14 protein-coding genes and 1 tRNA gene are annotated in these 12,174 nt (G+C 72.4%); 8 read left to right on the top strand and 7 right to left on the bottom strand.

The features are described 5' to 3' along the window. The first annotated feature begins 3 nt into the window (after positions 1-3). Positions 4-77, top strand: a tRNA-Met gene (locus tag BMZ82_RS31820). Positions 78-193: 116 nt separating this feature from the next. Here the strand turns inward: BMZ82_RS31820 and BMZ82_RS31815 are convergent. The 3 genes from BMZ82_RS31815 to hisN form a co-directional block, all read right to left on the bottom strand. Beyond that, positions 194-610 carry a Fur family transcriptional regulator gene (locus tag BMZ82_RS31815; RefSeq protein WP_093780861.1) on the bottom strand — a complete coding sequence of 139 codons (417 nt, stop codon included), beginning with the start codon at positions 608-610 and terminating at the stop codon, positions 194-196. A gap of 55 nt (positions 611-665) precedes the next feature. Further along, complete coding sequence (locus tag BMZ82_RS31810) at positions 666-1,079, bottom strand: CBS domain-containing protein (RefSeq protein WP_093780860.1); 414 nt, start codon at positions 1,077-1,079, stop codon at positions 666-668. Positions 1,080-1,226: 147 nt separating this feature from the next. Next, positions 1,227-2,027 carry a histidinol-phosphatase gene (gene hisN, locus BMZ82_RS31805; RefSeq protein ID WP_093780859.1) on the bottom strand — a complete coding sequence of 267 codons (801 nt, stop codon included), beginning with the start codon at positions 2,025-2,027 and terminating at the stop codon, positions 1,227-1,229. A 156-nt stretch (positions 2,028-2,183) separates the two neighbouring features. Here hisN and BMZ82_RS31800 point away from each other — a divergent pair, with 156 nt between their 5' ends. Next, positions 2,184-2,798: a TetR/AcrR family transcriptional regulator gene (locus BMZ82_RS31800; protein WP_093780858.1), complete on the top strand. Its 615-nt coding sequence runs from the start codon at positions 2,184-2,186 to the stop codon at positions 2,796-2,798. A gap of 16 nt (positions 2,799-2,814) precedes the next feature. Here the strand turns inward: BMZ82_RS31800 and BMZ82_RS31795 are convergent, their stop codons facing one another. The 4 genes from BMZ82_RS31795 to BMZ82_RS31780 all read right to left on the bottom strand — a co-directional run bounded on the left by BMZ82_RS31795 (position 2,815) and on the right by BMZ82_RS31780 (position 6,431). Further along, positions 2,815-3,138 (bottom strand): DMT family transporter, encoded by a 324-nt coding sequence (locus BMZ82_RS31795; protein WP_093780857.1) that lies wholly within the window; start codon positions 3,136-3,138, stop codon positions 2,815-2,817. 118 nt (positions 3,139-3,256) lie between these two features. Then, complete coding sequence (gene rsgA / locus BMZ82_RS31790) at positions 3,257-4,267, bottom strand: ribosome small subunit-dependent GTPase A (RefSeq protein ID WP_093780856.1); 1,011 nt, start codon at positions 4,265-4,267, stop codon at positions 3,257-3,259. An 11-nt stretch (positions 4,268-4,278) separates the two neighbouring features. After that, positions 4,279-5,628, bottom strand: a complete 1,350-nt coding sequence (gene aroA, locus BMZ82_RS31785) for a 3-phosphoshikimate 1-carboxyvinyltransferase (RefSeq protein WP_093780855.1) — start codon at positions 5,626-5,628, stop codon at positions 4,279-4,281. Between the two features lie 80 nt (positions 5,629-5,708). After that, complete coding sequence (locus BMZ82_RS31780; RefSeq protein WP_093780870.1) at positions 5,709-6,431, bottom strand: M50 family metallopeptidase; 723 nt, start codon at positions 6,429-6,431, stop codon at positions 5,709-5,711. A gap of 59 nt (positions 6,432-6,490) precedes the next feature. Between BMZ82_RS31780 and BMZ82_RS31775 the strand changes: the two genes are divergently transcribed. The 6 genes from BMZ82_RS31775 to BMZ82_RS31750 all read left to right on the top strand — a co-directional run bounded on the left by BMZ82_RS31775 (position 6,491) and on the right by BMZ82_RS31750 (position 12,121). Further along, positions 6,491-7,306, top strand: a complete 816-nt coding sequence (locus tag BMZ82_RS31775) for an SOS response-associated peptidase (protein ID WP_093780854.1) — start codon at positions 6,491-6,493, stop codon at positions 7,304-7,306. A gap of 1 nt (position 7,307) precedes the next feature. Further along, positions 7,308-7,955: an alpha/beta hydrolase family protein gene (locus tag BMZ82_RS31770; protein ID WP_093780853.1), complete on the top strand. Its 648-nt coding sequence runs from the start codon at positions 7,308-7,310 to the stop codon at positions 7,953-7,955. Between the two features lie 187 nt (positions 7,956-8,142). Continuing rightward, positions 8,143-9,015 carry a sigma-70 family RNA polymerase sigma factor gene (locus BMZ82_RS31765; RefSeq protein ID WP_093780852.1) on the top strand — a complete coding sequence of 291 codons (873 nt, stop codon included), beginning with the start codon at positions 8,143-8,145 and terminating at the stop codon, positions 9,013-9,015. Continuing rightward, positions 9,012-9,314, top strand: coding sequence for a mycothiol system anti-sigma-R factor (rsrA, locus tag BMZ82_RS31760; RefSeq protein WP_093780851.1), 303 nt, complete (start codon positions 9,012-9,014; stop codon positions 9,312-9,314). Before BMZ82_RS31765 ends, rsrA begins: the two co-directional genes overlap by 4 nt. Positions 9,315-9,500: 186 nt before the next feature. After that, the gene (locus BMZ82_RS31755) at positions 9,501-10,826 is read left to right on the top strand and encodes an HD-GYP domain-containing protein (RefSeq protein WP_093780850.1); all 1,326 of its coding nucleotides are present in this window, start codon (positions 9,501-9,503) and stop codon (positions 10,824-10,826) included. Continuing rightward, entirely contained in the window at positions 10,823-12,121 is a 1,299-nt protein-coding gene (locus BMZ82_RS31750) for an HD-GYP domain-containing protein (RefSeq protein ID WP_371271334.1), read from the top strand. Before BMZ82_RS31755 ends, BMZ82_RS31750 begins: the two co-directional genes overlap by 4 nt. Positions 12,122-12,174: the final 53 nt, after the last annotated feature.

The raw sequence follows: 12,174 nt of genomic DNA, 5'->3' as shown, positions 1-12,174 counted from the left end.
CGACGCGGGGTGGAGCAGCTCGGTAGCTCGCTGGGCTCATAACCCAGAGGTCGCAGGTTCAAATCCTGTCCCCGCTACTGAAGGCCGAGGGCCGGAATCCGAAAGGGTTCCGGCCCTTAGCCGTTCCTGCCCTTAGTCGTCCTGGGGGTAGGTCTTGCCCCTGTTGTGGTTTGGCGTTGTGGTTCGGCCCCGGCTACGTCGTTGCGCAGGTCGGGCAGATTCCGCGGTAGGTGACCTCTACGTCCGAGACTGCGAAGCCGTAGCGTTCCGAGTCGGGGAGGTCGGTCAGGGGGTTGCCGCTCGGGTGGACGTCCTTGATCTCGCCGCAGCGGGCGCACACCAGGTGGTGGTGCGGGCGGTGGGCGTTCGGGTCGTACCGCTTGGCTCGTTTGTCGGTGGCTACCTCGAGGACCTCGCCGAGGGAGACCAGTTCGCCGAGGGTGTTGTAGACGGTTGCCCGGGAGATCTCGGGGAGCCGGACGACGGCCCTGGAGTGCACCTCGTCGGCGGTCAGATGGACGTGTTCGCCCTCGAGCACCTCGGCGACGACCCGCCGCTGTGCGGTCATTCGCCATCCGCGCCCGCGCAGCCGTTCCAGAAGGTCACTCATGGAATTCAGCCTAGCAGCAACCAGGACCAGGTCACGAACAGGTGTTACTTTAGATCTAAACTTGAATTGGACTCAGTCCAAGGACGGGCTGCTGTCGTGCCGGTACCCAGCAGCGGATGATGTCGCGGACCGAGACGATGCCGGCCGGGTCGTGGCCGTCGAGGACGATCAGGTGGCGGAAGCCGCCGTGGGCCATGGCCCGGGCCGCCTCCTCCAGGGTCCAGGTCGGGGCGGCGAAGACCACGTTGCCGGTGGTGTGGGCGTGGGTGTGTTCGGTGTCCGGGTTCTGGCCCAGGCCGACGGAGTTGAGGATGTCCCGTTCGGTGAGGATGCCGATGCCGCCGGCGTCCGGGTCCAGGACGATGGCCGCGCCGACCCGGCGGGCGGACATCAGGGCGGCGGCCTGACGGAGGGTGTGGGCGGGGCCGATGGTGAGGACCACCGTGCTCATGGCGTCGCGGACGAGCATGGGTGCGGAGCCACCTCCGATTCACACGTTCACAAGTGGGGGTGTGCTCAGCGTCGCAGGCAAAGCGGGGGTCAACAAGGGGGCGCACGTCGTCAATTGAGGGCGTGCGCGCTCATTTGTGGGTCCCCCCGGGGGCGGGGGTGGGCGTCAGTCGTGCTGGTTCAGGTAGCCCAGCAGTTCCTCGTGCAGCAGGCCGTTCGAGGCTGCCGCGTTGCCGCTGTGCGGGCCCGGGCGGCCGTCGAGGCCCGTGAACGTGCCGCCTGCCTCCGTCACGACGATCGCCGTCGCCGCCATGTCCCAGAGGGACAGCTCGGGTTCGGCGCACAGGTCGACCGAGCCCTCGGCGACCATCATGTACGGCCAGAAATCGCCGTACGCGCGCGTGCGCCACACCTCGCGGGTCAGGTCGAGGAAGCCGTTCAACCGGCCGCGCTCCTCCCAGCCGCTGAGCGAGGAGTACGCGAAAGAGGCGTCCGACAGTGTCGACACGCGGGAGACGTGCAGCCGGCTCGCGGTGGACAGGCTGCGGCCGGTGAACGCGCCGTACCCCTTCGCCGCCCACCAGCGCCGGCCCAGCGCGGGCGCGGAGACCACGCCGACGACGGGCTGGTAGCCGCTCTCGCCCGCCTCCATCAGCGAGATGAGCGTGGCCCAGACGGGCACGCCCCGGACGTAGTTCTTCGTGCCGTCGATCGGGTCGATCACCCAGCGGCGGGGGCCGGTGCCCTCGATGCCGTACTCCTCGCCCAGGACCGCGTCCCGGGGGCGGGCCCGCTGGAGCTGGCCGCGGATGAGTTCCTCGGCGGCCTTGTCGGCCTCGCTCACCGGGGTCATGTCCGGTTTGGTCTCCACCTTGAGGTCGAGGGCCTTGAACCGGTCCATGGTGGCGGCGTCGGCGGCGTCCGCGAGGACGTGCGCGAGGCGGAGATCGTCGAGGTAGTCCTGCATGGGACGAACCGTATCCGGCGGGGGAGGACGGGGCCACACCCGGCCGGAGTACGGACGGTTCGCCTCGGAATGCCCTCCGTACGCCCCCGCAAACCCTTGACACTGCCCGCACATGCGTCAAACCTGGGCGCAAGCCGCTGGCCCGAGGGAGGCGAGATGCCCGCAGCGCGCGATTCCCTACTGGACGCCGCCTTCGAGGCGCTGGCGCTACGGCCGTGGGCCGCAGTGCGGATGGTGGACGTCGCGGCGACGGCCGGGGTGTCCCGGCAGACGCTGTACAACGAGTTCGGCAGCAAGGAAGGCCTGGCCAGAGCGCTGGTCCGGCGCGAGGCCGACGGGTATCTGGCCGGCGTCGAGCGGGCGCTCGCCGTGCAGGGCGACGCTCGGGAGCGGCTCACCGCGACCGCCGAGTGGATTACGTCGGCCGCCCGCGAGAACGACCTCGTACGGGCTGTCCTGACCGGCTTCTGGGACGAGCGGCTGCCGTCGCCGACGCTCTCGGCGGTGCCGTCCGCGTCCGCCGTGCCGGCCCAGCGGCGGGCGGACGGGCCGTTGCCCTCGCCCGGCGACCTGGTGGGCGCGGTCCGCGACCGGGCCGTGGCGCTGCTCTGCGGGCCGGGCGCGGTCCGGGCCGACGCCGCCGATCTGGCCCGCTCCTGCGAGCTGGCCGTCCGGCTCGCGCTGTCCTGCGTGTCCGCGCCGCCGCCCGGTGAGGACGGGGTCGCGGAGCTGGTGCGGGGGGCGCTGCAACGGCAGTCCGCCGGGCAGTGAAGCGGACGGACTCCGGTCAGTGGGCGGAGCCCGACAGTTGTAGGCCGACGACTCCCATGATCACCAGGGTGATCGAGACGATCTTCAGGGTCGACACCAGGTCGCCGAGGAAGACCATGCCGTAGATCGCCGTGCCCGCCGCCCCGATGCCCGTCCACACCGCGTAGGCCGGGCCCACGTCGAGTTTCTTCAGGGCGAGGGTCAGCAGGCCGAAGCTGCCCAGGGCGAAGGCGCAGAAGGCGATGGTCGGCCAGAGCCTGGTGAAGCCGTGGGACAGCTTGAGGCAGACCGCGAAACCGGTCTCGAGCAACCCGGCCACGACGACCAGAAGCCACGCCATGTGCTGTCCCTCCGTCTGCCCGGCCGTCTGCCTGACCGGCTGCCCGTCCGTGCGGCCCGGTCCGGCTCGGTGCGATTATGCACTTACCGGACTCGGGGCGGCGCAAACAACGCGGTGGTCAGTCGCCGTCCGTGCGCTCGCGGGTGGAGAGCAGGCGGCGCAGGGAGTACAGCCGGGCCGGGTCGGCGTGGCCGTCGGCCACCCACGCGTCCAGCGCGCAGTCCGGCTCGTCGTGGCTGCACGCGCGCGGGCAGCCCTCGGTGCCCGGCACCAGGTCGGGGAAGGCGAGGACCACCCGGGACGGATCGACGTGGTGCAGGCCGAAGGACCGCAGGCCCGGGGTGTCGATCACCCAGTCGTCCGTGCCCGCCAGGGGCAGGGCCAGCGCCGAGGTCGTGGTGTGCCGGCCGCGGCCGGTCACCGCGTTGACATGGCCGGTCACCCGCCGCCGCTCCGGCGGGACCAGCGCGTTGACGAGGGTCGTCTTGCCGACGCCCGAGTGTCCGACGAACGCCGTGGTCCGCCCGGTCAGCAGCTCGCGCACCCGGTTCGCCGCGTCGCCGTTCTCCAGCTCCTCACGGCTGGTGACGACGTACGGGATGTCGAGGTGGCCGTACAGCTCCAGCAGCTTGTCCGGGGACGCCAGGTCCGACTTCGTCATGACCAGGAGGGGGGTCAGACCGCCGTCGAACGCGGCCACCAGGCAGCGGTCGATGAGCCGGGGGCGCGGCTCCGGGTCGGCCAGCGCGGTGACGACGGCCATCTGGTCGGCGTTGGCGACGACGACGCGCTCGAACGGGTCGTCGTCGTCCGCGGTGCGGCGCAGCACCGAGGTGCGCTCCGCGATGCGGACGATGCGGGCGAGGGTGTCCTTCTTGCCGGACAGGTCGCCGACGATGTCGACCCGGTCGCCCACCACCGCGGCCTTGCGGCCCAGTTCACGGGCCTTCATCGCGAGGACGACGCGGTCCTCGACGAGGCAGGTCAGCCGGCCCCGGTCGACGGTGAGGACCATGCCCTCGACGGAGTCCTCGTGCTTGGGCCGGATATGCGTACGCGGCCGGTTGCCCTTGCGGTTGGGGCGGCTGCGGATGTCGTCCTCGTCGGTGTGCTTGCCGTAGCGGCGCATGGCGGAAGTCCCTATACCCCGGACGTCCCGAGCATCCCGGTCCACAGGTCGGGGAAGTCCGGCAGGGTCTTCGCGGTCGTCGCCACGTTCTCGATCTGCACGCCCTCCACCGCCAGGCCGATGATCGCGCCGGCCGTCGCCATGCGGTGGTCGTCGTAGGTGTGGAAGATGCCGCCGTGCAGTCGGCGCGGGCGGATGTGCAGGCCGTCGGCGGTCTCGGTGACGTCGCCGCCGAGTTCGTTGATCTCCTTGGTCAGCGCGGCCAGCCGGTCCGTCTCGTGCAGGCGCAGGTGGGACACGCCCCGCAGGGTGGACGGGGAGTCCGCGAGGGCGGCGACCGCCGCGATGCCCGGGGTCAGCTCGCCGACGTCGCCGAGGTCGACGTCGATGCCGTGGATCGAGCCCGAGCCGGTGAAGACCAGGCCGTAGTCGGCCAGTTCGCAGGAACCGCCCATCTCGGTGAAGATCTCGCGCAGCCGGTCGCCCGGCTGGGTGGTGCGGGCCGGCCAGTCCGGGATCAGCACCCGGCCGCCCGTCACCAGCGCCGCCGCCAGGAACGGCTGGGCGTTGGACAGGTCCGGCTCGATCGTCAGGTCCCGGCCGAGCAGCGCGCCCGGCGTGACCCGCCACACGTTCGGCTCGCCGCCCGACTCCGGGGTGTCCACCTGGGCGCCGACCGCGCGCAGCATGTCCACGGTCATCCGGATGTGCGGCAGCGAGGGCAGCGTCGAGCCGGTGTGCCGGACCTCCACCCCCTGGTTGAAGCGCGGGGCGGACAGCAGCAGCGCGGACACGAACTGGGAGGACGACGACGCGTCGATCTCCACCGGCCCGCCGTCCAGCGCACCCGAGCCGTGCACGGTCAGCGGCAGCGTGCCCCGGCCGTCGTCGTCGATCCGGGCGCCGAGGACGCGCAGCGCGTCGATGACGCCGTGCAGGGGGCGCTCGTACGAACGCGGGTCGCCGTCGAAGCGGACGGGGCCGTCGGCGAGGGCGGCGACCGGGGGGAGGAAGCGCATGACCGTGCCCGCGTTGCCGACGTCGACCGTGGCGGGGCCCGACAGCCCGGCCGGGAGGACGCGCCAGGCCTCGCCGGTGCCCTCGGGGCCGCCCGCGACGGAGGAGCTGGACGACACCGTCTCCTCGATGCCGACGCCCATCGCGCGCAGGGCGCCCGCCATCAGCAGGGTGTCGCGGGAGCGCAGCGGGCGGCGCAGCCAGCCGGGCTCGGAGGCGAGGGCGGCGAGGACGAGGGCGCGGTTGGTGACGGACTTCGACCCCGGCACGTGGACTGTCGCGTCGACGGCCTCGCTCGCGTGCGGGGCGGGCCAGAGGGCGGTGTGGGCGGGGTTCACGGGCATGCGGCCACTTTAGTCGCCGGTCGACGTCCCGGTGCGGCGCGGGCGCGGCCGGCCGCGCCCCGTGGCGGAGCCCGCGAAGGTCACAGGCCCAGCAGCCAGCGCCCGCCGCCCATCAGCGCGCACAGGCTCACCGCGTGGAAGAGGAACAGCCACAGGGCGGCCGGTACGTGGGTCAGGCGGGAGAGCTGGTCGGCGTCCGAGTCGCCGGCGCCGCCGCGGGCCCGCTTCGTCTGGAGCTCGAAGGCCGGGCGGACGCCGCCGAGCAGCAGGAACCACACCACCGCGTACGCGAAGGCCGCCTGCACCTGGGGGCCGGCCAGCCAGGACACCAGCAGGAACGCGCCGCCGGTGAGGATCACCGTCAGGGCTCCGTAGGCGTTGCGGATCATCACCAGCATCGCCACCAGGAGGGCGGTCGCCAGCCACAGCAGGAGGGTGATGCGGCCGGCGCCGAGGAGGGCGGCGCCGCCCAGCCCGAGCAGCGGGGGAGCGGTGTAGCCGGCCGCCGCCGTGAGGATCATGCCGAGGCCGTGCGGCTTGCCCCGGCTGACGGTCAGACCGCTGGTGTCGGAGTGCAGGCGTATTCCGGTGAGCCGGCGGCCGGTCAACAGCGCGACCAGACCGTGGCCGCCCTCATGGGCGATGGTGATGGCGTTGCGCGAGACACGCCAGAGACTGTGCGGCACGACGACCGCGAGAGCCGCGACCGCCGTGGCGATCACCACCCACAGGTCGGGATCGGTCTGGGTGCCGACGAGCCGGTCCCACAGGTCGGGCAGCGCGGTGGCGGCGATGCTGTCCATGCTGGCCATGGTCTGAGGTGGCTCCCTCTGGTCGTACGGAGTCTGGCAGTGTGGCACGTATGTGCGGACGGTATGCAGCGAGTCGCAGGCCCGAGGATCTCGCAGGAGTCTTTGAAATCGAGAAGTGGGAGCCCGAGGAGACTCTGGAGCCCGACTTCAACGTGGCGCCCACCAAGGAGGTGTACGCCGTCCTCGACCGTCCGTTGAAAGACGCCGTGGACCACCGCCCGGTTCGGCAGTTGCGCAAGCTGAAGTGGGGGCTCGTGCCGTCCTGGGCGAAGACGCCCGAGGGCGGCGCCCGGATGATCAACGCGCGCGCCGAGACCGTCCACGAGAAGCCCTCGTACCGCCGCGCCTTCGCCGCCCGGCGCTGCATCCTGCCCGCCGACGGCTACTACGAGTGGGTCACCGGCAAGGACGAACGGGAGCTGGAGGTCGAGGGGAGGAAGAAGCGGGCCCGCAAGCAGCCCTACTTCGTGCTCCCGGCCGACGGCTCGGTCTTCGCGATGGCCGGGCTGTACGAGTTCTGGCGGGACCGCACGCTCCCCGACGACCATCCGCGCGCCTGGTGGGTGACGTGCTCGGTGATCACCACCGAGGCCGAGGCGTCCCCGCTCGCGGTGGCCCCCGCCGACGGTCCGCACGCCCTCGCCGACATCCACCCCCGGATGCCGCTGATGCTCACCCCGGACCACTGGGACGCCTGGCTCGACCCGGCGCGGACGGACGTCGAGGACCTGCGGTCGCTGCTCGCGCCCCCGCCGGCCGGGCTGATGCGCGCCTACCCGGTGTCCTCGGCCGTCAGCAACGTCCGCAACAACGGCCCGGAGCTGCTGACGGAGCTGGAGGGGCCCGAGGAGGGCACACTCTTCTGACGTGAGCACCGAGACCACCAAAACGACCGAAACCGTCGAGACCGACGCCGGTACCGCCCGTCTCACCTGGCACCGGGCGCGAAAGCCCAGGCTCGTCCTCGCCGTCAGCCATGGGGCGGGCGGTGGCATCGAGGCACGGGACCTTCAGGCGCTGGCCGCCGTGCTGCCCGGGCACGGGGTGAGCGTGGCCCTCGTCGAGCAGCCCTGGCGGGTGGCCGGCAAGAAGGTCGCCACCGCGCCGAAGACCCTCGACGTCGGCTGGCGCGGGATCTGGCCGGCCGTCGCCGGGCCCGGACTGCCGGTGATCTCCGGCGGGCGCTCGGCGGGCGCGCGCGTCGCCTGCCGTACGGCGACCGAGCTCGGCGCCCACGCCGTGCTCGCGCTGAGCTTCCCGCTGCACCCGCCGGGCCGGCCCGAGAAGTCCCGCGCCGCCGAACTGCTCGGCGCGGGGGTGCCCACCCTCGTCGTCCAGGGCGGCAACGACCCCTTCGGGAAGCCCGGGGAGTTCCCCGAGGGCGGCTACGAACTGTGCGAAGTGCCGTACGGCGACCACGGGTTCGCTGTTCCCAAGCGGGCCGGGATCACGCCGGACCAGGCGCTGGAGATCGTCACCGCCGAAGTCGTCCGGTGGGTCGCGTCGCTCGGGTGACGGGGCGGGTAAGAGCGCGGGTAAGAGCCGGGAATGCGGAGGGGCGGCTCGCTGTTGAGGCGGACAGAAGTGCTGAACGACCGGCACCGATGCCGGTGGGATCAGCGAGAGCAGTGAGATCAGTTGAGACTCAGTGAGTCAGTGAGTCAGTGAGTCAGTGAGATCAGTGGGAGAGGAAGTCCGCCGCATGGGTTCGACCATCTGCCCGGGCCGCAGCAGCCGCGCTGAGCTGGACTGGACGGTCCTGTCCGCGGCCAGGACGGCCCCTATTCGAGCGGCGGCGGGCAGGGGTAGTCGTCTATCCTCCGATTCGAGTGGGATCGGTTTCGGTCCTGCCCGCGATCTTGAGGAGGTGGGTCCGGTCACCGGTACCGACGCAGGGACCGACAACGGCCAGGCGGAGCTGCCCGAGGGCCAGGGCACGCGCGGGGAGACGGGCACGGAGACGAACACCGAGTCCACCACCGAGCGCAGCGCGCGCTTCGAGCGGGACGCGCTGGAGTACCTCGACCAGATGTATTCGGCCGCGCTGCGCATGACGCGCAACCCGGCCGACGCCGAGGACCTGGTGCAGGAGACGTATGCCAAGGCGTACGCGTCGTTCCACCAGTTCCGGGCGGGCACCAACCTCAAGGCCTGGCTGTACCGGATCCTCACCAACACCTTCATCAACTCGTACCGCAAGAAGCAGCGCGAACCCCAGCGCAGTGCGGCCGAGGAGATCGAGGACTGGCAGTTGGCGCGCGCCGAGTCGCACATGTCCACCGGTCTGCGCTCCGCCGAGTCGCAGGCGCTGGACCACCTGCCCGACTCGGACGTGAAGTCGGCGTTGCAGGCGATCCCCGAGGAGTTCCGTATCGCCGTGTACCTCGCGGACGTCGAGGGCTTTGCGTACAAGGAGATCGCGGACATCATGGGGACACCCATCGGTACGGTGATGTCCCGGCTGCACCGGGGCCGCCGTCAACTGCGCGGCATGCTCGAGGACTACGCCCGTGAGCGCGGGTTGGTCCCGGCCGGTGCCGGAGAGTCGAACGAAGCGAAAGGTTCGGGCTCATGAGCTGCGGAGATCCGCACGAGACGGACTGCAGTGAGGTCCTCGACCACCTGTACGAGTATCTCGACAGCGAGATGCCCCCTCTCGACCGGGACAAGTTCCAGCACCACTTCGAGGAATGCTCCCCCTGCCTGGAGAAGTACGGGCTGGAGGAGGCCGTGAAGAAGCTGGTCAAGCGGTGCTGCGGCCATGACGACGTGCCGAGCGACCTGCGCGCCAAGGTACTGGGGCGGCTCGACCTCATCCGGTCCGGCCAGGCCGTCCCCGACCACGACGTGACCGTCACACCGCAGGAGTCCTGACCCGGGTCGTTCTGACGCCGGTCGTTCTGACGCCAGTCGTTCTGACACCGGTCGTTGTGACCCTGCCGTAGTCACCCGAATGTGCTAATCCGCGGGTGATACGCCCGCGGACCCACCCCCACCGTCCTAGGCTCCTGGGCCTGGACAGGCACGGCGCCTGTGACCGGCACGGCTGGGGGAGGCGTCATGGAGGGCATCGGGGCGCCCGCCCGCGCGTACGTCGCCTGCGTCGCCCTCGCCGCCCTGCTCTGCCTGGCCCCGACGGCCCTCCCGCCGCTCCCCGACGTGCGCACCCCCTGGTGGGCCGTCGCCCTGCTCGCCGCCCTGTACGCGGGCGGCGAGCAGATCGCCCGGCGCAGGTTCGGCGGCACCCTGCACCCCGTGCTGCTCGCCGGGGCCTTCCTGCTCGCGCCGGCCGCCGCCGCCCTCGTCCCGCTGCCCGGGGCGCTGTTCTCGCACGTCGAGCAGCGCCCCTTTCTGCTGCGCCGGCTCTGGCGGGCCGCGCAGTCCTCGCTCGCCGTGTGGGCGGCGGCCCACACGCACGGGGCGCTCGGCGGCCGGGACGCCGTGGCCGGCTCCGACTTCCCGTACGCGCTGCTGCCGGCCGGCGCGGCCGTGCTGGTGTTCTGCGCCGCGCTCGCCCTCCTCGACGGCGGGATGCTCGCCCTCGCCGAGGGGCTGCCGCTGCGCCAGGCCTGCCGGGGGCTGTTCCTGCGCTGCCTCGCGCCCCTCGCCGTGCACGGGCTCGCCGGGCTGATGATGGCCGTGCTGTGGCGCAGCCCCTACGGGCCGGTCGCCGCGCTGCTCGTGCTGTTCCCGACGGCCGTGTCGTGGTGGGTGTTCGCGCAGTACCACCGGGAGCGCGCCGCCCACCAGGCCACGATCCGCGCCCTGGTCCAGGCCGTCGACATCAAGGACGGCTACACGCGCGGGCACAGCGAACGCGTCGGCCAGGCCTCGATGATGATCGGCCGCGAACTCGGCATGGACGAAGAGCGGATCGAGGTGCTCCGGTTCGCCGGGATCCTGCACGACGTCGGCAAACTCGGCGTCCCCACCCGCCTGTTGCGCAAGGACGGGCCGCTGACGCCCGAGGAGCGGCGGGTGATCGAGCTGCACCCCGAGTACGGGCACGAGATCACCCGGGGCATCTCCTTCCTCGGCGAGGCCCGCTCGGCGATCCTCCACCACCACGAACGCATCGACGGCACCGGCTACCCGTACGGCCTGCTGGGCGGTCAGATCCCGGAACCGGCCCGGGTGGTCGCCGTCGCGGACGCCTTCGACGCCATGACGTCCACCCGCTCCTACAGCAGGGCCCGGCCGGTGAGCGTGGCGCTGGAGGAGCTGCGGCGCTGCGCGGGCACCCACTTCGACCCCCGCATGGTCACGGCCCTGACCCGGGTCATCGGCCGCGACGGCTGGCACCCGATCGTCACCGCCGAGGAACCCCGCCCCACCGTGCCCGCCCAGGCCCAGGCCCCCGACGACCGGTCCGAGGCCCGCCGATGACCTTCCGCCGCACCCGCACCCGCACCCGCACCCGAATCCGCACCTTCCGCCGTACCCGTACCGTCCCCCGCACCCTCGCCGCCCTCTACACCGCCGCCGCTCTCCTCGTCACCGGTTCGCTCGCCGTCACGTTCGCGATGGGCGTCGAGGAACGGCCCGTCGCGCTCGCGTTCGGGGTTCTCGTCGCCGTCGGTGAGCTGACCCGGTGGAGCGGGCCCGGGCTGCGTGAGGGCGCGCCGCTCGGTGCTGCCGGGTCGCTGGCCTACGCGCTGGTCGGGGAGCATGCCGGGCACCCCACGCACCACGGGGTCGCGCAGGTCGTGTCGGTGATGGTCGCCGCCTCCCTGCTGGGCAGCGTGCCGCATCTGGCGCGCGGGCAGGGGCCCGTCCTCGACCACCTGGTCCGCCGGGTGCTGGCCGTCGGGTTCGCCGCCGTCTGTTTCCAGCCCCTCTACAACCACGGCGTCTTCGACGCCTGGAGCGGCCCGGCGTACGCGTTGCTGCTGCTCGCGCTGCTCGTCCTGACCGTGCTGTGCGACGCCGTGGTCGCCGCCGCGCTCGCCCACTCCCGCACCAACTGGCCGTTCGCCCCGCTGCTGCGGGACGAGCTGCGGGCCGTCCGCGGGATCGGGTCGGCGGTGTGCGCGACGGGCGCGGTGATGGCGCTCGCCGTGGCCGTCGTAGGCCTGTGGGCGCTGCCCGTGTTCTCGGTGCCGCTGCTGCTCACCCAGCTCTCCCTGCGCCGGTACGCGGCCGTCCGCGCCACCTACCGGCAGACCATCGCCTCGCTGGCCCGCGCCACCGAGATCGCCGGCTACACCCCGGCCGGGCACGCCCGCCGGGTCGCCGCCCTCAGCCAGGCCGTGGGCCGCGACCTCGGGCTGCCGGAGGCCGAGCGGGCCGTCCTGGAGTACGCGGCCCTCATGCACGACATCGGGCAGCTCAGCCTCGTCGACCCGGTCCCGGCCGGCGCCACCGCGGGCCTCCCGGCGGCCGAGCAGCGGCGGATCGCGCTGCTCGGCGGGGCCGTCGTCCGGCAGACCGGGGCGGGCGCCCAGGTCGCGGCGGTCGTCGAGCGGCAGGCCGACCCCTACCCGGAGCAGCCGGTGGCCGCCCGCATAGTCCGGGTGGTGAACGCGTACGAGGAGAAAGTGCAGGGCGCAGGCCCCGGCGGACCCCTCACGGCCCTGGAGGAGCTGCGCCTCGGCACCGGCGGGGAGTATGCGCCGGAAGTGGTGGAGGCGCTGGCCAGGGTGCTGTCGAGGAGTTGTCTGACCCTGCCTGCGGGTGGGTAACCCATGGGTAATGAGCGGCCCTCCGGCCACACGTGGTTGGATGCGAGGGAGAG

The sequence above is a fragment of the Streptomyces sp. yr375 genome (assembly GCF_900110755.1).
Taxonomy (GTDB): Bacteria; Actinomycetota; Actinomycetes; order Streptomycetales; family Streptomycetaceae; genus Streptomyces.
The sequence above is the reverse complement of the archived record's forward strand: the minus strand, read 5'-3'. Positions and strand labels throughout refer to the sequence as shown.